General features: G+C 65.3%; 17 protein-coding genes and 1 pseudogene. 14 read left to right on the top strand and 4 right to left on the bottom strand.

Annotated features, from left to right (window positions below):
• Positions 1-2: 2 nt before the first annotated feature.
• Complete coding sequence (locus ACQR1Y_RS21480; protein ID WP_434875171.1) at positions 3-1412, top strand: PLP-dependent aminotransferase family protein; 1410 nt, start codon at positions 3-5, stop codon at positions 1410-1412.
• Between the two features lie 196 nt (positions 1413-1608).
• On the opposite strand, the gene ACQR1Y_RS21475 is transcribed toward ACQR1Y_RS21480, so the two are convergent.
• Positions 1609-2397: an N-formylglutamate amidohydrolase gene (locus ACQR1Y_RS21475; protein ID WP_434875172.1), complete on the bottom strand. Its 789-nt coding sequence runs from the start codon at positions 2395-2397 to the stop codon at positions 1609-1611.
• A 187-nt stretch (positions 2398-2584) separates the two neighbouring features.
• On the opposite strand from ACQR1Y_RS21475, the gene ACQR1Y_RS21470 reads away from it, so the two are divergent.
• The 6 genes and pseudogenes from ACQR1Y_RS21470 to ACQR1Y_RS21445 all read left to right on the top strand — a co-directional run bounded on the left by ACQR1Y_RS21470 (position 2585) and on the right by ACQR1Y_RS21445 (position 10420).
• Positions 2585-3409: a transglutaminase-like domain-containing protein gene (locus tag ACQR1Y_RS21470; protein WP_434875173.1), complete on the top strand. Its 825-nt coding sequence runs from the start codon at positions 2585-2587 to the stop codon at positions 3407-3409.
• Between the two features lie 36 nt (positions 3410-3445).
• Positions 3446-3856, top strand: coding sequence for a gamma-glutamylcyclotransferase family protein (locus tag ACQR1Y_RS21465; protein WP_434875174.1), 411 nt, complete (start codon positions 3446-3448; stop codon positions 3854-3856).
• 267 nt (positions 3857-4123) lie between these two features.
• Positions 4124-6130, top strand: a complete 2007-nt coding sequence (gene dnaG / locus ACQR1Y_RS21460; protein WP_434875175.1) for a DNA primase — start codon at positions 4124-4126, stop codon at positions 6128-6130.
• Between the two features lie 409 nt (positions 6131-6539).
• The gene (gene rpoD, locus ACQR1Y_RS21455; RefSeq protein ID WP_434861116.1) at positions 6540-8651 is read left to right on the top strand and encodes an RNA polymerase sigma factor RpoD; all 2112 of its coding nucleotides are present in this window, start codon (positions 6540-6542) and stop codon (positions 8649-8651) included.
• Between the two features lie 152 nt (positions 8652-8803).
• Positions 8804-9043, top strand: a complete 240-nt coding sequence (locus tag ACQR1Y_RS21450; protein WP_434861115.1) for a hypothetical protein — start codon at positions 8804-8806, stop codon at positions 9041-9043.
• 441 nt (positions 9044-9484) lie between these two features.
• Positions 9485-10420: pseudogene (locus tag ACQR1Y_RS21445) on the top strand (DUF817 domain-containing protein).
• Between the two features lie 149 nt (positions 10421-10569).
• Here the strand turns inward: ACQR1Y_RS21445 and ACQR1Y_RS21440 are convergent.
• Entirely contained in the window at positions 10570-10806 is a 237-nt protein-coding gene (locus tag ACQR1Y_RS21440; protein WP_434861113.1) for a hypothetical protein, read from the bottom strand.
• A 296-nt stretch (positions 10807-11102) separates the two neighbouring features.
• Here ACQR1Y_RS21440 and ACQR1Y_RS21435 point away from each other — a divergent pair, with 296 nt between their 5' ends.
• Positions 11103-11477, top strand: coding sequence for a thiol-disulfide oxidoreductase DCC family protein (locus ACQR1Y_RS21435; RefSeq protein ID WP_434875597.1), 375 nt, complete (start codon positions 11103-11105; stop codon positions 11475-11477).
• A 98-nt stretch (positions 11478-11575) separates the two neighbouring features.
• On the opposite strand, the gene ACQR1Y_RS21430 is transcribed toward ACQR1Y_RS21435, so the two are convergent.
• Both ACQR1Y_RS21430 and ACQR1Y_RS21425 read right to left on the bottom strand, forming a co-directional pair.
• Positions 11576-11890, bottom strand: a complete 315-nt coding sequence (locus ACQR1Y_RS21430) for a hypothetical protein (RefSeq protein WP_434875176.1) — start codon at positions 11888-11890, stop codon at positions 11576-11578.
• A gap of 141 nt (positions 11891-12031) precedes the next feature.
• Complete coding sequence (locus tag ACQR1Y_RS21425) at positions 12032-12550, bottom strand: hypothetical protein (RefSeq protein WP_434875177.1); 519 nt, start codon at positions 12548-12550, stop codon at positions 12032-12034.
• Positions 12551-12895: 345 nt separating this feature from the next.
• Here ACQR1Y_RS21425 and ACQR1Y_RS21420 point away from each other — a divergent pair, with 345 nt between their 5' ends.
• From ACQR1Y_RS21420 to ACQR1Y_RS21395, 6 genes are all read left to right on the top strand, one after another.
• Positions 12896-13714, top strand: coding sequence for a lytic murein transglycosylase (locus ACQR1Y_RS21420; RefSeq protein WP_434875178.1), 819 nt, complete (start codon positions 12896-12898; stop codon positions 13712-13714).
• Between the two features lie 63 nt (positions 13715-13777).
• Positions 13778-17449, top strand: a complete 3672-nt coding sequence (gene putA, locus ACQR1Y_RS21415) for a trifunctional transcriptional regulator/proline dehydrogenase/L-glutamate gamma-semialdehyde dehydrogenase (protein WP_434875179.1) — start codon at positions 13778-13780, stop codon at positions 17447-17449.
• 150 nt (positions 17450-17599) lie between these two features.
• Positions 17600-18847 carry an amidohydrolase family protein gene (locus ACQR1Y_RS21410; RefSeq protein ID WP_434875180.1) on the top strand — a complete coding sequence of 416 codons (1248 nt, stop codon included), beginning with the start codon at positions 17600-17602 and terminating at the stop codon, positions 18845-18847.
• 1400 nt (positions 18848-20247) lie between these two features.
• Complete coding sequence (locus tag ACQR1Y_RS21405) at positions 20248-20460, top strand: DUF3800 domain-containing protein (RefSeq protein WP_434875181.1); 213 nt, start codon at positions 20248-20250, stop codon at positions 20458-20460.
• A 32-nt stretch (positions 20461-20492) separates the two neighbouring features.
• A complete protein-coding gene (locus ACQR1Y_RS21400; RefSeq protein ID WP_434894314.1) occupies positions 20493-21152 on the top strand; it encodes a DUF3800 domain-containing protein in 660 nt (219 codons plus the stop codon).
• A gap of 102 nt (positions 21153-21254) precedes the next feature.
• Positions 21255-21899 (top strand): hypothetical protein, encoded by a 645-nt coding sequence (locus ACQR1Y_RS21395; protein WP_434875182.1) that lies wholly within the window; start codon positions 21255-21257, stop codon positions 21897-21899.
• Positions 21900-21929 lie beyond the last annotated feature (30 nt).

Raw genomic sequence — 21929 nt, 5'->3', positions numbered from 1 at the left:
CGTTGTTCGAAGAGCAATCGCGCAGTACATATCTCGGTGCAATTGAAACATTGCTCTCGGTGCAATATAGCATGAATGCTTCGTATACGACCCTGGTGGACGACATCGCCGAGGACATCGCGCAGGGCCGGCTGAAGGCCGGTGACCGGCTGCCGCCGCAGCGCCAGTTCGCCTATGAGCGGGGAATTGCCGCATCCACGGCAGCGCGCGTCTATGCCGAATTATTGCGCAGGGGCCTCGTGGTCGGCGAAGTCGGTCGCGGCACCTTCGTCGCTGGTGAGCCGGTCCCGGTCCCGCCGTCGCTGCGGCTGGAGGCGTTCGACGGCCGCATCGATCTCGAGTTCAATTTTCCGACACTGTCCGATCAGGCGGCCCTGATCGCAAAATCGCTGGCCGCCTGGCAGCGGCCGGAGAAGCTAGCGCCGGTGCTGGCGCCGATCACCCAGCGCCGGCTCGTCGAGGCCGGCCGCACGGCCGCGGCCTTCTTCGCCGGGGAGCGCTGGCGGCCGCGCGCGGAGAACTTCGTGTTTGCCGGCAGCGGCCGGCAATCGCTGGCGGCGGCGATCTCTGCGCTGGTGCCGGTCGGCGGCCGGCTCGGCGTCGAGGCCGTGACCTATCCGATGATCAAGGGCATCGCGGCGCGGCTCGGCGTCACGCTGGTGCCGCTCGCGATGGACGGCGAAGGCGTCCGCGGCGATGCGCTGACCAAGGCGCACCGCGCGCATGCGCTGAATGCGATCTACATCCAGCCGGTGATGCAGAACCCGCTCGGGCTGACCATGAGCGAGGCGCGGCGCGAGGAGATCGTTCGGCTCGTGCGCAAGCACGAGCTGATGATCATCGAGGATCTCGTCTACGGCTTTCTCAGCGATCAGGTGTCGCTGGCGGCGCAGGCCGAGGAGCGCGTCATCGTCGTCGACAGCCTCGCCAAGCGGCTCGCGCCGGGCATCGCCGTCGGCTTCCTCTACGTGCCCTCGGCGTTGCGCGAAAAGTTCGCCGCAACGGTGCGCACCGGCGCGTGGTCGGTGACCTCGCTGGCGTTGGCGGCGGGCATGGGCCTGCTCGCCGATGGCACCGCCGCCGAGATCACCCGGCGCAAGCGCGCCGATGCCGTCGTCCGCCAGGCGATCGTCGCCGAGTGCCTCGCCGGCCATCGCATCGACGCCGATCCGCGCTCCTATCACGTCTGGCTGCATCTGCCGGACGGCTGGCGTGCCGAGGCCCTGACCGCGGCGGCGGCCCGCGCCGGGATCGCGATCACGCCGGCGAGCGCCTTCGCGATCGCGCATGGCCATTCACCCAACGCGGTGCGGCTGGCGCTGGGACTGCCGAGCCATGACGATCTGCGCACCGCGCTGTGGCGGCTCGCCGGCCTCTTGTCGCATCACGACGCATCCGACATGACGGAGTAGGGCTCCGGGCCTCATGGTTCGAGACGCGCGCCAAGCGGCGCGCTCCTCACCATGAGGGTTGAATCGCGCTGCGACAAAGCAACGCCACACATTCCGCCCTCGTCCTGAGGAGCCCGCCGGAGGCGGGCGTCTCGAAGGACGGTGGAGGGCAGGTGAGCTTCTCCAGGCAAATGTCGCCTGCGATGCTCCAAGCTCTTTATGCGAGCCCCCGGCCGCGCAGCTCGCTCTCGATCTCACCGAGGATGCGGATCAGTCGCTCGGCCCAGAGCTTCTGCCCCTCGGGCTCGGCGATCTCGTTCTGCCGGATCTCGATGCCGGATGTGATGAGCCCACGGCCCTCGCCATGCACGGGAATGGTGTAGTCGGTGTTGTCGCCGACGGCATAAGGCTGGTTGTCGCCGACGACGAGATCGGGCTCGGCCCGCAGCGCTTTCAGCAGCAATGGCGGCAGAACCTTGTCGTGCTGATACAGCGTGCCGATGTGCCATGGCCGCGAGATGCCCGCGTAGACCGGCGTGAAGCTGTGCAGCGAGACCAGGATCGTCGGCCGCCCCGCCGCCTTGCGCGCATCCAGCACGGCGGTGATCCGGTCATGATACGGATCGAAGATCGCCCGGCGCCTGAGCTCGGCATCCTGATGCGTCAGGCCTTCATTGCCCGGGATGGTGGTGCGCTCGCTGATCATCGGGATCGCGTTGGGCGCCGTCGGCCAGCGGTTGCAGTCGATCACCAGTCGCGAATAGCGCTGCGCCACCAGATGCGCATCGAGCGCGCGCGAGACGGCCTCCGCGACGGCGGCGATGCCGATGTCCCACGCGATGTGCCGCTCCAGCTCGCTCTCATCGAGCCCGAGATCGCCGAGCGCGCGCGGCAGCAGCCGGCCGTAGTGATCGCAGGTGAACATGAGCGACGATGCGCCGTTGACGTTCTGCTCATAGACCGGCGGAACTTCATCGCTTTGAAGGAGTCGTTTTGGATCGGTCACGTGCAAGGCTCAGTCATGGTCACGTTCGTTGCTCATTCAGGCGGCATGACGAACGACGATTGAGCAGAGGTCAACCTGGATTGGTTCGTCGAAACCCGCGATGATGATTCGCTGACGATGCCGGTCCCAGTGGTCGATCACAAGGCCTGATATCGCCGAGCCTGTGCACAGGCGGAGGAGGGGACGGATGCAGATCAAGGTCGGGTTCGAGATCGCCTATGCGGCGCCAGCGGCGACGCCGATGGTGATCATGCTGTCGATCCATCCCTCGCGCCGCCAGGACATCATCGGCACGGAGACCATCGTCGCCGAGCCGGCGGTGCCGATCAGCTTCTATCACGACAGCTTCGGCAACATCTGCGGCCGCCTGGTGGCGCCGAGCGGCGGCGTCACCTTTCATGGCAGCGCGATCGTGCGCGATTCCGGCCTGCCGGATGCGGTCAATCCGGCGGCGCAGCAGCTGCCGATCGATCAGCTGCCGGACGATCTCCTACTCTATCTGATGCCGAGCCGCTATTGCGAGACCGACAAGCTGACCGATGTCGCCTGGTCGCTGTTCGCCCAGGTGTCGGCGGGCTGGGCGCGGGTGCAGGCGATCTGCGACTTCGTCCATCAGCATGTCAGCTTCGGCTATGAGCACGCCCATCACATGAAGTCGGCGCACGATGTCTATCAGTCGCGCACCGGCGTCTGCCGCGACTTCGCGCATCTGGCGCTGACCTTGTGCCGCTGCATGGGCATCCCGGCGCGCTACTGCACCGGCTACATGGGCGACATCGGGATTCCGCCGGAGCCTTATCCGATGGATTTCTCCGGCTGGTTTCAGGCCTATCTCTCCGGCCAGTGGTACACCTTCGATGCCCGCCACAACGTGCCGCGCATGGGGCGCATCCTGATGGCCACCGGCCGCGATGCCGCCGACGTCGCGCTGTCGACCTCGTTCGGCCGGATGACCCTGACCAAATTCCACGTCGTCAGCGACGAGATCCTGCCCGCCCGCGGCGCGGCGTAAGCTGGCCTTGCCGCGCCGGGGCGGCTATGCAGGGCCATGAGCTCCGACACGACCTCCGATCTCCTGTTCGTCTACGGCACCTTGATGCGCGGCTTCGACCATCCGATGGCGCGGCTGCTGTCGGCCAATGCCGATTTCGTCGCCGAGGCCAGCTGCCGCGGCCGGCTCTACCGCATCCAGCACTATCCGGGCCTCGTATTGTCCGAGGATGTCGCCGACCAAGTCCATGGCGAGCTGTTCCGGCTGCACCAGCCCGCGCCGATGCTGCGCGAGTTCGACATGTATGAGGCCTGCGGCGAGGGATTCGAGCAGCCCACCGAATATCTCCGCCAGCGCCTCAGCGTGACGCTCCCCGACGGCTCGGCCCGCGAGGCCTGGACCTACGTCTACAACTGGCCCGTCGACGAGGCCGCCCGCATCGCCTCGGGGCGCTTCCTGGCGCCGTAGGCCTCTCCGCCGTCATTCCGGGACATCGCGCAGCGATGGGCCCGGAATCCATAACCACGAACCGCGCGGGGCACGCAGGTGACGTGGCCGTCACGCCCTCACTGCCGCTCGTGGTTATGGATTCCGGGCTCGCCCTGCGGGCGCCCCGGAATGACGGGCGGAGAGAGCGGGGGCTGTGAATAGCCCTGATAAGGCCGAGGAAGTTCACATTTCGTACACGGCTGCCTATATGCGTAAGTTCACCCACACAGGACCGTAACGCCGCCCATGGCCCGCTTCACCCCCGAATTCCTCGATGAGCTGCGCGCCCGGCTTCCGGTCTCGGATGTCGTCGGCAAGCGCGTGAAGCTCAAGAAGGCGGGGCGGGAGTGGAAGGGGCTGTCGCCGTTCCAGCAGGAGAAGACGCCGTCCTTCTACGTCAACGACCAGAAGGGTTTTTACCACGATTTCTCCTCCGGCAAGCATGGCAACATCTTCGACTTCGTGATGGAGACCGAGGGCTGCTCCTTCCCGGAGGCCGTGGAGCGGCTGGCGGGGATTGCCGGCCTCGCGCTCCCTGTGGCGACGCCGGATGCGGCGCGGCAGGAGCGCCAGCGCAAGACGCTGTATGACGTGATGGAGCTGGCGGCGAAATTCTTCGCCGACACGCTGGCCTCGCGCCATGGCGCAAGAGCGCGAGGCTATCTCGCCGACCGCGCGATCCTGCCGCAGACGCAGCTTCAGTTCCGCCTCGGCTACGCGCCGCCGGACCGCTTCGCGCTGAAGGAATATCTCGGCGCGAAGGGGGTGCCGGTGAACGACATGGTCGAGGCCGGTTTGCTGGTCGGCGGCGACGACATCCCGGTGCCGTACGATCGCTTCCGCGACCGGGTGATGTTCCCGATCACCGACCTGCGAGGCCGCGTGATCGCCTTCGGCGGGCGCGCGATGCAGAAGGACGTGCCGGCAAAATATCTCAACTCGCCGGAGACACCGCTCTTCCACAAGGGCGACAACCTCTACAATCTCCCAGCCGCCCGCCAGGCCACGCACAATGGTGCGCCAATGATCGTGGTCGAGGGCTATGTCGACGTCATCGCGCTGGTCGCCGCCGGCTTCGCCGGCGCCGTGGCGCCGCTCGGCACCGCGCTGACCGAGAGCCAGCTCGCGCTGATCTGGAAGATGGTCGACGAGCCGATCCTCTGCTTCGACGGCGACCGTGCCGGCCAGAAAGCGGCCTACCGGGCCGCCGACCTGGCGCTGCCGCATCTCAAGCCCGGCAAGAGCCTGCGCTTCGCGCTGCTGCCCGAAGGCCAGGACCCCGATGACCTCGTCCGCTCCGGCGGCCGCGGCGCTGTCGAGGAGGTGCTCAAGGTCGCAAAACCGCTTGCCGAGGTGATCTGGTCGCGCGAGATCGAGGGCGGCAGCTTCACCACCCCGGAACGGCGCGCCGCGCTGGAGGCGCGCATCGGCCAGCTCACCGGCGGCATCGCCGATGAGGTGGTGCGGAGATACTACAAGCAGGACCTCAGCGACCGGCTCTACCGCGCCTTCGCGCCGGACGGCGGCAGGGGCTTTGGCCGCGGCTTCGGTGCCGAATCAGGACGCCGGTTTGCCCCTCGTGGTCCCGGTTCCGGGCAACAGGGGCGGTTATCCACAGGGGGCGGCCGCCGTGGCGGCGCGCCGTCCACAGGCCCGTCAATGGCTCGCGGACCCTACATGGCGGCGAGCCCGCAACTCGCGATGAGCCCCATCATGCGCGGCCAGCGCTCGGCGATCTCGCGCCGCGAGGCGCTGATCCTGCAATGCCTGATCAACCATCCCTGGATCCTGCACGACCATCTCGAGGAGGTCGCGGCCCTGGAACTCGCCCACCCCGAGGCCCACAAGCTGCGCGCCGCGATCATCGCCGCCTTCGCCCACGACCACCACCATTCGCCGGATCCGGACGAGCAGGCCGAGAAGATGCGCGCCGACCTGGAGAAGGGAGGCTTTTCCGAGCTTCTTCAACGGGTTGAGCGGGCGATCACGACCGCGGCGGTGTGGGCTGCCAAGCCCGGTGCTGCGCGCGATGACGTTCTTGCGACCTGGCACCAGCTCGTTGCCTTGCATCGGCAATGGCACTCCTTACTTAGGGAATTGAAGGATGCCGAGCTTGCCTTGGGCGAGGAGCCGAGCGAGCCGAACATGGGCTGGTTGAGGGACGTGAAGGCCAGGATGGCCGAGATGGACGGCACCGAAGCGCTGATCGAAGGCTTCGGGGAACTGTCCGGGCGTACCAATCGCAACGTGTGAAAATCGGGCCCGGCGCCCTGTCATGGACGAGCACATTTCGGCCCGGTCCCGCCGAGCGGGATCAGGTCCGCGCGAAAAGACTCGCCAAATCCATGGTTTGGCTGCAAAAACAGGGTTAATCGAAGTTTAAGAGGTCCGGGGCATTTTCTGCAAGTGATGGGTTGGTTTCGCTGTCGGATACCACGCCGGTAATTGGGCGCCGGATTCGATTGCAAAACCGGTATCGCTTTTGCAAGAAACGCGCGCCGGTCCAAAACTGGACGACACCAGCGACAGACCTTTGGGGGTGGCGACTTCAGATGTGCGCCGCCCTTTCCGCGTCGAGAACAGTTTGAGTAGAGCAGGCGGGCGCCGCGATGCCAAGGGCTACGATGCCACGGGTAGAGCGGGCGCGTTTCGGGAGCAATGAATGGCCACGAAGGCAAAGACGCTGCAGGTGAAGGACAAGGAAAAGGACGACAAGGCCGCCGACGCTCCCGAAAAGGACGCCGCCGACGCCCCTTCGCCGTTGCTCGACCTGTCGGACGCCGCCGTCAAGAAGATGATCAAGCAGGCCAAGAAGCGCGGCTTCGTGACCTTTGATCAGCTCAACGAAGTGCTGCCTTCCGACACCACCTCGCCGGAACAGATCGAAGACATCATGTCGATGCTCTCCGACATGGGCATCAACGTGACCGAGGCCGAGGAGGCCGACGAGTCCGAGGAGAAGGACGACGGCGAGGACGAGACCGACAACGAGCTTGTCGAGATCACGCAGAAGGCCGTCACCGAGGTCAAGAAATCCGAGCCCGGTGAGCGCACCGACGATCCCGTGCGCATGTATCTGCGCGAGATGGGCACCGTCGAGCTGCTGTCGCGCGAGGGCGAAATCGCGATCGCCAAGCGCATCGAGGCCGGCCGCGAGGCGATGATCGCGGGCCTCTGCGAGAGCCCGCTGACCTTCCAGGCCATCATCATCTGGCGTGACGAGCTCAACGAAGGCAAGATCTTCCTTCGCGACATCATCGATCTCGAAGCGACCTATGCCGGCCCCGAGTCCAAGGGCGGCATGAACCCGCAGATCGCAGCACCGGCGGCCGGTGACGGCGAGGCGGCCGAGGGTGGCGAGATCCAGGCGGCGGTCGCGCCGCCGGCGGCGCCACAGCAGGCAACGCCGTTCCGGGCCGCGCCGAACGGCGGCGCGCCGGCCGAGGAGAAGGATCCCGGCGAGGCGGCGGCCGAAGCCGACATGGACGACGACGAATTCGAGAACCAGATGTCGCTCGCCGCCATCGAGGCCGAGCTGAAGCCGAAGGTGGTCGAGACCTTCGACAAGATCGCGTCCGAGTACAAGAAGCTGCGCCGCCTGCAGGAGCAGGACATCGCCAACCAGCTGCAGAGCGAGTCGCTGTCGCCATCGCAGGAGCGCAAGTACAAGAAGCTCAAGGACGAGATCATCGTCGAGGTGAAGTCGCTGCGCCTCAACCAGGCCCGCATCGACTCACTCGTCGAGCAGCTCTACGACATCAACAAGAAGCTGGTCTCGTTCGAGAGCCGGCTGATGCGTCTCGCCGACTCCCACGGCGTCGCCCGCGAGGACTTCCTGCGCAACTACCAGGGCTCGGAGCTCGATCCGCGCTGGCTGAACCGCGTCTCCAAGCTGTCGGCCAAGGGCTGGAAGAACTTCGTCCATTACGAGAAGGACCGCATCAAGGATCTGCGCCAGGAGGTGCAGTCGCTGGCCGCGCTCACGGGTCTCGAGATCGGCGAGTTCCGCAAGATCGTGCACTCCGTGCAGAAGGGCGAGCGCGAGGCCCGTCAGGCCAAGAAGGAGATGGTGGAAGCCAACCTCCGTCTCGTGATCTCGATCGCCAAGAAGTACACCAACCGCGGCCTGCAGTTCCTCGACCTGATCCAGGAAGGCAATATCGGCCTGATGAAGGCGGTCGACAAATTCGAGTACCGCCGCGGCTACAAGTTCTCGACCTACGCCACGTGGTGGATCCGGCAGGCGATCACCCGCTCGATCGCCGACCAGGCCCGCACCATCCGCATCCCCGTGCACATGATCGAGACGATCAACAAGATCGTCCGCACCTCGCGCCAGATGCTGAACGAGATCGGCCGCGAGCCGACCCCGGAGGAGCTCGCCGAAAAGCTCGGCATGCCCCTGGAGAAGGTGCGCAAGGTCCTCAAGATCGCGAAAGAGCCGCTGTCGCTCGAGACCCCCGTCGGTGACGAGGAGGACAGCCACCTCGGCGACTTCATCGAGGACAAGAACGCGATCCTGCCGATCGACGCCGCCATCCAGTCGAACCTGCGCGAAACCACCACCCGCGTGCTGGCCTCACTCACCCCGCGCGAAGAGCGCGTGCTCCGCATGCGCTTCGGCATCGGCATGAACACCGACCACACGCTGGAAGAAGTCGGCCAGCAGTTCTCGGTGACGCGCGAACGTATCCGCCAGATCGAGGCGAAGGCGCTGAGGAAGCTGAAGCATCCGTCGAGGTCGCGGAAGCTGCGTTCGTTTCTGGACAACTGATCGCTGTCCAGACGGACGTCATTGCCGGGCTTGACCCGGCAATCCATCAGAACAGAACGGCGGACCGAGAGGTTCGCCGTTTTCGTTCATGGCTAGTGAGTCCCCGGCCATCCTCCACGGCAGTGATGCCAAGATCCGAAAGACGTGCGCCGATGTCCTCAACTCTGTTCGCGACCGTCCGCCTGCTCGAGAAACTCGGTCACCACTTCTTCATCGAGCGAACGCGACCCGATACGATCCGACTATCCGTGACGTTGGTCGGCGAGCGGCTGGAAATCGATGTGTTCGAAGACAATCATCTCGAATTCAGCCGCTTCCGCGGCGACGAGAGCGTCGAAAGTGACTACGAAAAGCTGATGTTCATTCTGCAGTCTCAGGCTGACAGCAACTGAGAAGTCGCTATAGTTCGCGCAACGACACAGCTGATAGCGGGTACACGCCGATTGCGCGTTGTTTTGCTGTCCTACAGGCCGTCCTTGCTTCCGCAGCGGGCGCTTTTGGATACAGCGCCCTCGCCCCTTGTGGGAGAGGGCATGTAAGGCCCATCCGCGTATGCGGTTGGGTGAGGGGTCTGTATCCGCGAGTCGCGCTTGTGGAGAAGTGCCACTCACCCGACCGAATTTGCAGCGCTGACCTACATGCCCTCTCCCACAAGGGGACGGGGAGCATTCATGGGCTTCGTGTTCGTTGTCAGTTGTGACCTTCGACGGTTCGCGCTCGTCGCAAGCCTCGTCCGCACTTGTCCGCATTGCTCCGGGAGAAGGCCGAAAATTCCGCTGACGTGGCGTGAGCCGCCGCTGCTACCTATGAGGTCCTTCACGGACCAGCTTTCGATGCAGAACGACAGAAAATCTTCGTCAGATAGCACTTCAAGCGCCGCCGCAATCTGGCCGCTCCTCCGTCCCTTCATCGCCGCCGAAGCTCGCCTCGCCGCTCGCGCCGCCGAGACACCCAGCACCGCCTTCCTCTACGAATTCCTCCGCTTCGGCGTGAAGCAGGCCTGGGCCTGCCTGTTCGGCGGCATCGCGGTGGTGCTGATGCTGGCGACGTGGCGGTTCTATCCGGCGCAGGCGCCCCTCGCGCGCTACGACTTCCTGCTGCTCTGCATGCTCGGCGTCCAGGTCGCGCTGCTCGCGCTCGGGCTCGAGACGTGGGAGGAGGCCAAGGTCATCCTCATCTATCATCTCGTCGGCACCGCGATGGAGCTGTTCAAGACCGCGACCGGCTCGTAGATCTATCCCGAGCCGAGCCTGATCCGGCTCGGCGGGGTGCCGCTGTTCTCCGGCTTCATGTATTCCTGCATCGGCAGCTATCTCTGCCGGGTCTGGCGGCTGTTTGATTTCCGCTTCACCGGCCATCCGTCACGGCGCTGGCTGATCGCCTTGAGCGCTGCGATCTATCTCAACTTCTTCACCGACCATTATGGCCTCGATCTCAGGCTGGTGCTGTTCGGCTGGGCCGCGCTGCTGTTCGCGCCTGCGACCGTGCACTTCAAGGTCTGGCGCGTGCACCGCTCGATGCCGCTGATGCTCGGGCTCATCCTGGTGTCGCTGTTCATCTGGCTGTCGGAGAACATCGGCACCTTGTCGCGGACCTGGATCTATCCGGCGCAGGCGCATGGCTGGGCGATGGTGTCGCCCGCCAAGCTCGGCTCGTGGTTCCTGCTGCTGATCATCAGCTACACGCTGGTCAGCCTGATCAACCGGCCGAGGGCGATGGACGTCAAGGAGAACGCGTTGTCGCGGGAGTGCGAGCAGCAGGCCGCCTAGCGCGCAGCCGTAGGGTGGGCAAAGGCGCTCGCACGATGGTCAGGCTTTGAGACGGTCTTGCGCGCCGTGCCCACCGCGCCTCGCGGCAGTCAGCTGATGGTGGGCACGCGCTGACGCGCTTTGCCCACCCCTACGGCAGCTCAGCTTTGCTACTTCTTCTTCGCCCCGACCCGCTCCAGCGACTTGATCGCCAGTGGCGGGCGGCCGGATTTTTCGGCGATGTCGCGGTCCTGCTCCATGATGAAGCCGCGCGCGGGTTCGTCGCCGTCGAGGCCGCCGAGCAGCTCGGCCGGGACGCGGCGGTTGGAGCGCTGCGAGCCGTCCTCATAAATGACGTTGAAGAAGGCGAATTCGCCTTTAGGATTGGAGCCGGGTTTCTTTGCCATGGGGGGCTTTTCCAGGATCACGACCGCCGCGTCAACGAGCACGGACGCCGGTCTGCACATCGATTTTGCTGAGGAAAATGGTTAAGGGGGCAGCCGGGCAGGAAAGCCGCGATGGGCTCGCGGCGCGTGCTGGCTGTCAAGGCCGATATGGTGATCACGCCGCGGTTTGCCTACCCTTGCTTGAGCCGCCGCTGTGGCTGCATTCGGACTCCTCGATTTTGCCGGATCGCTGTGTTCCCCATGCGCCCGATTCCCATGTCAGCTTGATGAATGTCAGCCCGCGAGCCCCGATGTCGATGCCGCAACTCACCATCTGGTACAACACCCGCTGTCCGGTCTGCGACGCCGGCATCGACTGGCAACGCAACAAGCTGCTGGCGCTGGTCAAGTCGGGCCGCGTCGCGTTCAAGGACATCAACGAAGAGCCGGAGGCGCTGGCTGCGTTCGGTGCCGATATCGACGTCGTCCGCCGCCGCCTGCATGCGACCGACGAGGACGGACAACTGATCACCGGCGCCGACGTCGCGCTCTTGCTGTGGAAGCTGACGCCGGGCGAGGGGTGGCTGGCGACGCTGCTCGGCAACCGCGTGATGCGGCCGCTGACGCGGTTTGGCTACGACCGGTTTGCCGACGGGCTGTTCGCGTGGAACAGGTGGAAGGGGCATTGGTGAGCATGCGTGCTTGAGGCATGCTCTCGCCGCGAGGGCGGTGGACTCCCCTCCCCGCAAGGGGGAGGGGAGCGCACCGTCGGCATTGCAAAAGCCGGGCTTTAGCGCCGGCGCACCTTCACCCGGGCGTGTACCCGCGTGCCGCCGCGCGGGCCGTCATCATCATCGCTGCTGCCGAGTGCCATGATGGCGGTGCCCATGGCGGTCGAGCCGAAGGTGACGAAGAACGAGCCGAGCAGCAGGCCGATGGCGACGCCGGGGGAATGATCGGCGAAGATCAGGTGGCGGAGGTCCCAGGGGTTCAGCGCGAGCAGGCCGCCGACCAGCACCAGGGCCATGACCAGCCCGAGCGCGAGGTTGATCGCGAGCAGGCGGAACAGGGGCGACTGCAACAGTCGGCGCTGGCGGGGCGGCATCGGCGATCTCCTGAAGATCGTGAACGACGGCGGAATCGTAGCACCGATCGCGCCCCGCTCAAGGCCGGAGCGGCCCGGTGCGCGCATGACCGCCGGCCGGCCCGTGCATCGTTTTGGGACAGGCCTGGCAAATCGCGCAGTCTACGCCGCCTCGCCCTCGGCGACGCCGTGCTGCTTGGCAATGACCGTCTGCCAGACGCTGGCGATCGCGCGCTGGGTCTCCGGCGCGATCAGGCAATGGCCTTCATGATCGAAGCCGCAGAACCGCGCGGACGGATCATGCCTGGTCTCGATCAGCGCCTTGTTGATCATCTCCAGCGACGCCATGACCTGGCCGATGTTCTGCAGCCGCGTGTGGTGCAGGATGTCGATCAGGCGGAAGATCATCACCGGCGGCTGTCCCAGCGCGATGCCCGGGCGGCCGAATTCGAAGAACACGTTGACCGCCGGCAGCACGCCCTGGATGTGCGCCAGGATGTTGGTTGCATCGTCAGTCGTGCAGGCGACGAGATGGGCGCCTTGCACCGGCAGAGCGGGCGGCGCCGCTGGGGCCTCCTCCGGGCCGAGCCCAAGCCCTGAGAGCACCTGATGCTCGATCCAGCGCCGCACCTCCGGTGGCGCCGAGCGGATCTGGTCGGCGGTCAGCGTAATCCCGATCATGGCGTGGTCTCCGTTTGCGGGGCAGATTAGGAAGGGGAGGCGGGCTGGATGTTGACGAGGATCAAGCGGCACCAGGCATGGTGATCGCGCATCTCACTGCTTGCGCGGTCTGCGCCTCCCCCGCATGCGGGGGAGGTCGTATCGCATCGAAGATGCGATGCGGGTGGGGGACTTCTCTCCACGCGCACCGCCGTTGCGGCGGCCCCCACCCCAGCCCTCCCCCGCAAGTGGGAGAGGGGGCGCACCAGTTTCGTGATCGGCAGATGCGGTCACATCGCCGCAGTTTTGACGGCGGCATTTCGGCCATGCCATGATCGCCCGATCAGGAATCATCAGGGAATCCGCATGCTTCTACGTCGTCTGGCCGTGCTGCTCGCGGCTTCGCTCTCGGCCCTCACGGCGGCAAGCTCCGCGCAGGCCGCGCGCTGCGGTGGTGACTTCAACACCTTCATCGCCAATATCTCCACGGAGGCGCAGAGCGCCGGCATCTCCAGCGGCACCATCAGCCAGGCGCTGTCGGGCGTGACGCTCGATCCGGCCGTGCTCGCCTTCGACCGCCGCCAGCGCTACACCTTCAACAAGAGCTTCGAGCAGTACGTCTCGACCCGCGTCGGCGCGGGACGCATCAATGGCGGGCGGGCGATGCTGCAGCGGCATGCGGCGCTGCTGTCGAAGATCGAGAGCCAGTATGGCGTGCCGCGCCAGATCCTGGTCGCGATCTGGGGGCTGGAGACCGATTTCGGCAAGGGCGACATGGGCAAGCTGCCGGTGATCCGCACGCTTGCTACGCTCGCGCATGATTGCCGCCGCACCGAGCTGTTCCAGGGCGAGCTGCTGGCGGCGCTCAAGATCCTGCAGCGTGGCGACCTCACGCAGCGCGATCTCGTCGGCGCTTTCGCCGGCGAGATCGGCCAGACCCAGTTCCTGCCGTCGTCCTACATCAAATACGGCGTCGATTTCGACGGCGATGGCCGTGTCGATTTGCGCCACTCGACCGCCGACGTGCTGGCCTCGACCGCCAATCTGCTCAAGACCAGCGGCTTCAAGATGGGCCAGCCCTATGACGAGGGCAGTGCGAATTTCGACGCGATGCGCGAGTGGAACAGGGCGGTGATCTACCGCAAGACCATCGGCTACTACGCCGACCAGCTGATGGGGCGCTAGCGCTGCGGGTTGTTGCTGCCTAGCTAGAGCTCGACACGCGGGAATCGCTTCAGGAGACGGGTGATGTCGCAAGCACAGAGCCGGTCCGATCCCGCGCCTCCCTTCGCCGCTTTCGCCGCGCAGGTTCAGCTGCAGAGCGGGCTGCGCGCCGCGATCACCTCCGCCTATCGCCGCGCCGAGCCCGACTGTGTCGGGCCGCTGCTCGACCTCGCGGCGCTGACGCCGGAGCAGTCCGCGCGCAGCGCTGATCTCGCACGCGATCTCGTCCTGCGGTTGCGCGGCAAGGCCGGTGCGGGCGGCGTCGAGGGGCTGATCCAGGAATATTCGCTGTCGAGCCAGGAGGGCGTCGCGCTGATGTGCCTCGCCGAGGCGCTGCTGCGCATTCCCGACACGGCGACGCGCGATGCGCTGATCCGCGACAAGATCGCGACCGGCGACTGGCAGGCGCATATCGGCCACAGCCCGTCGCTGCTGGTGAACGCCGCGACCTGGGGGCTGATCGTCACTGGAAAGCTGACGGCCGCCGCCAGCGAGGAGAGTCTCGCATCCTCGATCACGCGGCTGATCGCGCGCGGCGGCGAGCCGATCATCCGCAAGGGCGTGACGCTGGCGATGCGACTGATGGGCGAGCAGTTTGTCGCGGGACAGACCATCGACGAGGCGCTCGCCAATGGGCGGCGCTGGGAAGCGCAGGGCTTCCGCTATTCCTACGACATGCTCGGCGAGGCCGCGACCACGGCGGAGGACGCAGCGCGCTACTTCGCCGCCTATGAGACCGCGATCCATGCCATCGGCCGCCACGCGGCCGGCGCCGGCATCTACGAGGGACCTGGCATCTCGATCAAGCTCTCGGCGCTGCATCCGCGCTACCAGCGCATCAAGCGCGAGCGCGTGATGGCCGAGCTGCTGCCGCGGCTGAAGCAGCTCGTGCTTCTGGCCCGGCGCTACGACATCGGCCTCAACATCGACGCCGAGGAGGCCGATCGTCTCGATCTGTCGCTCGATCTGCTGGAGGCGCTGTGCCTCGATCCTGATCTCGCCGGCTGGAACGGCATCGGCTTCGTCATCCAGGCCTATCAGAAGCGCTGCGCCGTCGTCGTCGACTGGATCATCTATCTCGCGCGGCGCTCGCAGCGCCGGCTGATGGTGCGGCTGGTGAAGGGCGCCTATTGGGACAGCGAGATCAAGCGCGCCCAGGTCGACGGCCTGCAAGACTTTCCGGTGTTCACGCGCAAGAGCCACACCGACGTGTCCTATCTCGCCTGCGCCCGCAAGCTGCTGGCCGCACCGGACGCCGTGTTCCCGCAATTCGCGACGCATAACGCGCGCACCTTGGCGTCGATCGTGGAGATGGCGGGCCCGGACTACACGCCCGGCCAGTATGAATTCCAGTGCCTGCACGGCATGGGCGAGCCGCTGTTTGAGGAGGTCGTCGGTCCCGAGCGGCTCGGCCGCCCGTGCCGCATCTATGCGCCCGTCGGCTCGCATGAGACCTTGCTGGCCTATCTGGTCCGCCGGCTGCTGGAGAACGGCGCCAACACCTCCTTCGTCAACCGCATCGCCGATCCCGGCGTGTCGATCGACGAACTGATCACGGATCCTGTCGAGATCGTGCGCGCCGCGGAGCATTCTGGCGCGCCGCATGACAAGATCAGGCGCCCGCCGGAGCTGTTCGGAAAAGCCCGCGTGAACTCGGCCGGTCTCGACCTCTCCGACGAAAATGCGCTGGCGCACCTTGCCGAGGGGCTGGTGGTAAGCGTGACCTGCGGCTGGACGGCGCGTCCGCCTGGCGCCGCCGAGGGACAAGGCGCGCGATTGATCCGCAATCCGGCCGACCACGACGACATCGTCGGCAAGGTCGCGGATGCGAGCCCGTCCGACATTGAGGCCGCGCTGATGCGCGCGGCCGCAGTAGCACCGGGCTGGGCGGCGACACCTGCAAGCACCCGCGCCGCGTGCCTGCGTCGGGCGGCCGATGCGCTGGAGGCGCGCAGCACCGTCCTGATCGGCCTGATCGTGCGGGAGGCGGGAAAGACCTACGCGAACGCGATGGGCGAAGTGCGCGAGGCCGTCGACTTCCTGCGCTATTATGCGCATGAGATCGAAGCGCTCGCCGCGAATGACCCTCTCATCCCGCTCGGTCCGATCGTCTGCATCAGCCCGTGGAATTTCCCGCTCGCGATCTTCACCGGCCAGATCGCGGCGGCGCTCGCGGCCGGCAATCCGGTGCTGGCGAAGCCGGCCGAGGAAACGCCGCTGATCGCCGCCGAAGCGGTGCGCATCATCCATGAGGCCGGCGTGCCGGCGGAGGTCCTGCAGCTGCTGCCCGGCGACGGCCGTGTCGGCGCGGCGCTGGTCGGTGATCCCCGTGTGCAGGGCGTGATGTTCACGGGATCGACCGAGGTCGCGCGGCTGATCCAGACACAGCTCGCCGAACGCCTCACCGCGCAGGGACAGCCGGTGCCGCTGATCGCGGAGACCGGCGGCCAGAACGCGCTGGTCGTGGATTCCTCGGCGCTCGCCGAGCAGGTCGTCGCCGACGTCATCGCCTCGGCGTTCGACTCTGCCGGCCAGCGCTGCTCGGCGCTGCGCATTCTCTGCCTGCAGGAGGACGTCGCCGATCGCATCCTGTCGATGCTGCGCGGCGCGATGCGCGAGCTCGAACTCGGCAATCCCGTGTCGCTGTCGGTCGATGTCGGCCCGGTCATCAGCGCGGAGGCGCGCAGCACGCTCGAGGCGCATATCGCCACGATGCAGGCGCGTGGTCACGCGGTGGAGCGGCTGCCGCTGCCGCCGCAGGCCGTGCACGGCACGTTCGTCGCGCCGGCCATCATCGAGATCGCCAACATCTTCGATGTCGAGCGCGAGGTGTTCGGCCCCGTGCTTCACGTCCTGCGCTATCGCCGCGAGCAGCTCGCTGACCTCATCGAGGCGATCAACCTCACCGGCTATGGCCTGACCTTCGGCATCCATTCGCGCATCACGGAGACCATCGCGCGTGCGTCGAGCCGCAGCGCCGCCGGCAACATCTATGTCAACCGCAACGTCATCGGCGCCGTCGTCGGCGTGCAGCCGTTCGGGGGCTCCGGGTTGTCGGGGACAGGGCCGAAGGCCGGCGGCCCGCTGTATCTGCGCCGGCTGTTGGCCGTGCCGCCGCGCCCGCTCCCCGAACTGGTCGGCGTGCTCGACATGGCGGCACAAGCCTATCTCGACTGGCTGCGCGCGAACGGGCATGCCGATGCCGCGCGGGCCTGCGAGGCGCAGCTGTCGTGCGCGTGGGCCGGCGCCGAGATCGAGCTGCACGGGCCGGTCGGCGAGCAGAACATCTATCGCATCAAGCCGCGTGGCGCGGTGGCCGCGCTGGCGCGGACGGACGAGGCGTTGCTGATCCAGCTTGGCGCCATCCTGGCCACCGGCAATCAGGCGATCGTCGAACGATCGAACCCGGCGCTGGTGGCTCTCGGCGGTCTCACCGGTCAGGCGCGCGAGCGCATCATCACCGTGGAGATCTGGCGGACGGTCGATGCGCTGGCAGCCGTGCTCTCCGATGGCGATGCGCGGGAACTCATCGAACTCGGACGGGAGTTGGCCGCGCGGGCCGGGCCGATCGTCCCGCTCGTCGCGCGGCGCAGCGTGGATGGCGGCTACGATCTCGACCGGCTCGTGGAGGAGGTCAGCCTCTCGACCAACACGGCGGCAGCCGGCGGCAACGCCAGTCTCATGTCGATCGGGTGAGCGGCGATTGGAGCGGCGGATGCAGGTATTCCGGCTTGAGCTGGCTCGCCGCGCCAGGACGCGATAGGGGATGACTTCGTTGCTGCCTGCCGTCGCTTGCGGCCGCCGCGCCAAGCCGACTGACTTCCCGTTCCGATCGAGGACACCTTGATGCCGACCATCCTGTTCCAGAATGCCGCCCTGCTCGACCCGCTGCAGCCAGATCTGCTCGAAGCGCAGCACGTCCTGGTCGAAGGCAACTTGATCAAGGAGGTCTCGGACAAGCCGCTGCGGGCGGGCGCCGACCAGACCATCGATCTCAAGGGCAAGACCCTGATGCCCGGCCTGATCGACCTGCACGTCCATGCCATCGCGGTCGAGCTCAACCTCGCCCAGCAGGTGCAGATGCCGAACGTGCTGGTGACCTTGCGCTCGGCGATTCTGCTGAAGGGCATGCTGCGGCGGGGCTTCACCACGGTGCGCGATGCCGGCGGCGCCGGCTATCCGCTGAAGCAGGCGGTCGACACCGGCCTCACCGAAGGCCCGCGGATGTTCGTGTCCGGCCGCGCGCTCAGCCAGACCGGCGGCCATGGCGACATGCGGGCGCGGACGGATTTCCTCTCCGACAACGCGCCCTGTCCGTGCTGCGTGCGGGTCGGTGCGCTGGCGCGCGTCGCCGACGGCGTCGATGCCGTGCGCAAGGCGGTGCGCGAGGAGCTGCAGATGGGCGCCGATCAGATCAAGATCATGGCGTCCGGCGGCGTCGCCTCGCCGACCGATCCGGTCGGCGCGTTCGGCTATTCCGAGGACGAGATCCGCGCCATCGTCGCCGAGGCCCGCGGGCGGCAAACCTATGTGCTCGCACATGCCTACACCGCGGAAGCGATCGCCCGCGCCGTCAATTGCGGCGTGCGCACCATCGAGCACGGCAATCTGGTCGACCTGCCGACCGCGCGCCTGATGGCCGAGAAGGGCGCCTACGTCATTCCGACGCTTGTCACCTATGAGGCGCTGGCGAACGAAGGCGCGCAATACGGCCTGCCGCCGGAGAGCGTCGCCAAGATCGCCGACGTCCGCGACGCCGGCCTGCGCTCGCTGTCGATCTACCGCGAGGCCGGCGTGAAGATGGGTTTTGGCAGCGACCTGCTCGGCCCGTCGCAGCGGCTGCAGAGCGACGAGTTCAGGATCCGCGCCGAAATCCTCGGGCCCCGCGAGGCGATCGCCAGCGCGACCGTGATCGGCGCCGAGGTGCTGGGCATGGAGGGCAAGCTCGGCCGCATCCAGCCCGGCGCCATCGCCGATCTGCTCGTGGTCGACGGCAACCCGCTGCGCGACGTGTCCTGCCTGCTCGGCCAGGGCGACCACATTCCGCTGGTGATGAAGGCCGGCAAGGCGCACATCGACCGGCTGAACGGCTGAGGTAGTTAGGCGCCGACATCCATCGGGCCAGTGGTCGACAGTCCTCGCGTCTGTGCGCGCCGTCATGCGGCACGTCCATCGTCTCTCCGCCGCCTCGGCGCTGAGGGCACCGACATCGGCGACGGGGGCTGCTTGGCGCATGATATGTTTTTGCGGAATCGCCTCAGGGTATCCCCCGGCGTTTGCGCGCGGAGCTTCGAGATCGGCCCCGCTGTCACCCTCCCTGGAGGGCAGGGCCATCGCATGTGGCGATCGCCGTTTTGTGCTCGTCTCTCTCCAAGTCGTCATGGCCGGGCTTGTCCCGGCCATCCACGTCGACCGGCATGCTGAGAACGACGTGGATGCCCGGGACAAGCCCGGGCATGACGGAGTAACTAACTTGCAGGATCGTTCGTCGCGACAGCCTGGAATTTCCACATGCATGGCCCTGCCCGCAAGGGGGGGAGACTGAAATCGCGGCGCATGCCGTGTCGTCATCGGCAAATTGGCGATGAGAGCATCGTGCCTTTCCACGTATTCGCATCATGCTCTAGAACGCAATGACTCGGCCTCGCGGCGCCCAGAGCGCCCGAGTTGTACCGGTCGTTTCGCCCTCATCGAAGCAGAGGGCGCAGGGAATGCCGGGAGCTGGCCGCCCCCATGGCCCGCCAGCGTAAGAAAATGCTGGCGGCAGGTACCACAGGTTCAGCCGAGACATCCCGGCATTCCCCGCGCGATGGTTGGGCGGCTTATACGTCCTCTCCCCGGGGACCGGCTGTCTTGCCCCCGTCACGGACGGATCATCGCCATCCGCTTGGCCTCAGCATCGGGAGGCCAGGACCCTACGATTTCGCCGGCGCATCGGGCTCGTTCGTCCGCACGATGGCTCGCGCTGCGATCCAATGCACCCACCGCATCCCGCACCCACGTCTCGTGACGATCGCGAAGCGCCCCTCATGGCGGGACGGGATGCGCAGAGTCAATCATGTTTTTCTGAAAAACGAAAGTGGAATATTTTTCGCGGGAGGACTGGACGAGGGTGATGTGCTTGAGGTGGTGAGTGAAATTAGATTTTCGGCGCATCGCATCAGAGGCGTTCTTGTCAGTCGCGTGCGCCTGGCTTCGGGCCTGCCCGAGTCTCGACAAGCATTTCCGATCAAGCCCAGCAGGCCCACGTCTTTGGCGGCGGCCGGAAGGTCTGAGAAGGGCGAAGAACAGACATAAGGAGGCAACCCAAAGCCGGTATCTCTGGACGCTGAGCTGGCGTGTTCTCATGATTGGGAGGCGATCCGACTAACGCGGCCAGCTGGCAAAAACACTCCTTCCGAGAGCTCGGTTTTCTGATACAACCTTTGGAGGTTTCAACAGGCTGTTTGTAAGCACTCTCGTCATCGGTCCTGAATAGCATAGGGATCTCGTCCATGAAGTTTGCTTACGTCGATGAATCGGGCGAGCAGAATCACAGCTCCGTTTTTGTAATGGCGGGTGTGCTCGTGGACGCCTACCGCCTTCGAAAGTATACGGAGACCTTTGACGAAAAGCTTTCAGTAATCCTAGCGAAGCATCCCGGTCTTCGAACTGAACTGAAAACTCAGAGAATGATCAACGGAGAGGGGGGGGGTGGAGTAAAGTAGACGCGGACGAACGAAAGAAATTCCTCGAAGATATTTGTGCGCTCGCATCGGAGTGCGCTCGAATTTTCGCTATCGCATTCTCATTTGAGAACTTCGAAGCCGCCCTGAGCGGTTCCTATGAGCAGCCGTTCAAAAAAAGCTATTGGAACGGCGCGGCGTTGTATATTTCTTGCTTGATCCAGCAGAAGATGCAGAGGTCGCGTAAAAATAAAGGCCTTACCGTGCTAATATTTGACGATAACAAGAAGGAGATGCCAGATCTCTCGGATTCGCTGCACGAGGCATCACCTTGGTTTGATCCTCTTTATCAAACTAGAAGAACCCTCCGCAAGAAGACGGTGTGGGAGGAACTCACTCCGGCTAGAAGATTCGATCAGATCGTAAACACCGCATTCGCTTTGAAATCACAACATTCTTCTTTGGTTCAAATAGCAGACGCGGTCGCATATATTCACCGTAGGAATCTTGAATTAATCACTGGCTCAGAGAGTTGGGCTGGAGAGAAGAACTACATAGCGGGCCTTGTCGGCAAGCTTCCAAGATCTGAACGTCTCGGACGAACTCCTGGGGGGCATGCCTCGATTTCTATAACGCTGCGAGACATCCAGGCTGGGTGCTTTAGAGCTAGTAGCCCGGGGGGCGGATTAGCGGCGCACAATCCGCCGCTCCGGCCTAGTTGGCAGCACGCGTGATTTCCTGACCACATCGGCGAATTTCGCGTTCGACCAATCCGCCCTGCGCGCTGGGTGCGTCGGCAACTGGCGACGAAGCGTACAGCACGATTTGAGCGCACGATGGCCAATTGCCTCAAGGCCGAGAAAGGGACGTTGATCGTGGTTCGCACTGCAAAGGCAATCGCCCTCTTCACAGTCATCGTTCTCCTCCCATTTGTAGTCGCGGGCACGCTCATCAAATCAGGAATCCTGAGCCCATTTCAGCCTGAAACGGCTCGCACGTTATTGTTTGGAACTATTGCAGTCGCTTTTGCGATCGCCGCGACTATCGTTGTGGAGCGGATCTACCCTTCGAAGCCCGTCCAGCCCTTTGAGGCTACCAAGGGACTTGTTGGCCGATTTCTTGTGCCGTCCGATGACATACACCTTCCCGCTGTCACTCTGAGTCGTACTATCTCAAAAGGGTTCTTCGACCTAATTAGAAATCTAGCGGTTATCGGCGCTCTCAAATATTTCGCTGATAAGACCGGTAACGCCTACTTGTATTGGGCCGTTCAGCTCTGCTTCTACGTGATGATTGTTTGGGTCTATAGCTATTTAATTGTTTGGAAGGTCCGTCTGTTCGGATACTTGGCGTGGGGAGGGTTTGGACGCTTCATCGATGCGCTTCTCACGTTGGCGCTTTCGACAGCGGCAACCCTGTTCGTTTTCCAAGTAGTCGTTTCGATTGTCGATGCTATTGTAAAAGGCCAGATCAAGGCATGAAGCGTCGAGCAGCCACGTGCGGCGAACCTC

This window comes from Bradyrhizobium sp. HKCCYLRH3099, from assembly GCF_051167855.1.
Classification (GTDB): domain Bacteria; phylum Pseudomonadota; class Alphaproteobacteria; order Rhizobiales; family Xanthobacteraceae; genus Bradyrhizobium.
This window is presented reverse-complemented; position numbering and strand designations above follow the sequence as displayed.

Excerpts from the sequence above, each read along its gene's own strand:
- ACQR1Y_RS21410 (WP_434875180.1), top strand. The coding sequence starts at position 17,600 with ATGCCGACCATCCTGTTCCAGAATGCCGCCCTGCTCGACCCGCTGCAG.
- ACQR1Y_RS21465 (WP_434875174.1), top strand. The coding sequence starts at position 3,446 with ATGAGCTCCGACACGACCTCCGATCTCCTGTTCGTCTACGGCACCTTG.
- ACQR1Y_RS21405 (WP_434875181.1), top strand. The coding sequence starts at position 20,248 with ATGAAGTTTGCTTACGTCGATGAATCGGGCGAGCAGAATCACAGCTCC.
- ACQR1Y_RS21450 (WP_434861115.1), top strand. The coding sequence starts at position 8,804 with ATGTCCTCAACTCTGTTCGCGACCGTCCGCCTGCTCGAGAAACTCGGT.
- ACQR1Y_RS21440 (WP_434861113.1), bottom strand. The coding sequence starts at position 10,806 with ATGGCAAAGAAACCCGGCTCCAATCCTAAAGGCGAATTCGCCTTCTTC.
- ACQR1Y_RS21420 (WP_434875178.1), top strand. The coding sequence starts at position 12,896 with ATGCTTCTACGTCGTCTGGCCGTGCTGCTCGCGGCTTCGCTCTCGGCC.
- ACQR1Y_RS21435 (WP_434875597.1), top strand. The coding sequence starts at position 11,103 with ATGCCGCAACTCACCATCTGGTACAACACCCGCTGTCCGGTCTGCGAC.
- putA (WP_434875179.1), top strand. The coding sequence starts at position 13,778 with ATGTCGCAAGCACAGAGCCGGTCCGATCCCGCGCCTCCCTTCGCCGCT.
- ACQR1Y_RS21425 (WP_434875177.1), bottom strand. The coding sequence starts at position 12,550 with ATGATCGGGATTACGCTGACCGCCGACCAGATCCGCTCGGCGCCACCG.
- dnaG (WP_434875175.1), top strand. The coding sequence starts at position 4,124 with ATGGCCCGCTTCACCCCCGAATTCCTCGATGAGCTGCGCGCCCGGCTT.
- ACQR1Y_RS21470 (WP_434875173.1), top strand. The coding sequence starts at position 2,585 with ATGCAGATCAAGGTCGGGTTCGAGATCGCCTATGCGGCGCCAGCGGCG.
- rpoD (WP_434861116.1), top strand. The coding sequence starts at position 6,540 with ATGGCCACGAAGGCAAAGACGCTGCAGGTGAAGGACAAGGAAAAGGAC.
- ACQR1Y_RS21395 (WP_434875182.1), top strand. The coding sequence starts at position 21,255 with ATGGCCAATTGCCTCAAGGCCGAGAAAGGGACGTTGATCGTGGTTCGC.
- ACQR1Y_RS21430 (WP_434875176.1), bottom strand. The coding sequence starts at position 11,890 with ATGCCGCCCCGCCAGCGCCGACTGTTGCAGTCGCCCCTGTTCCGCCTG.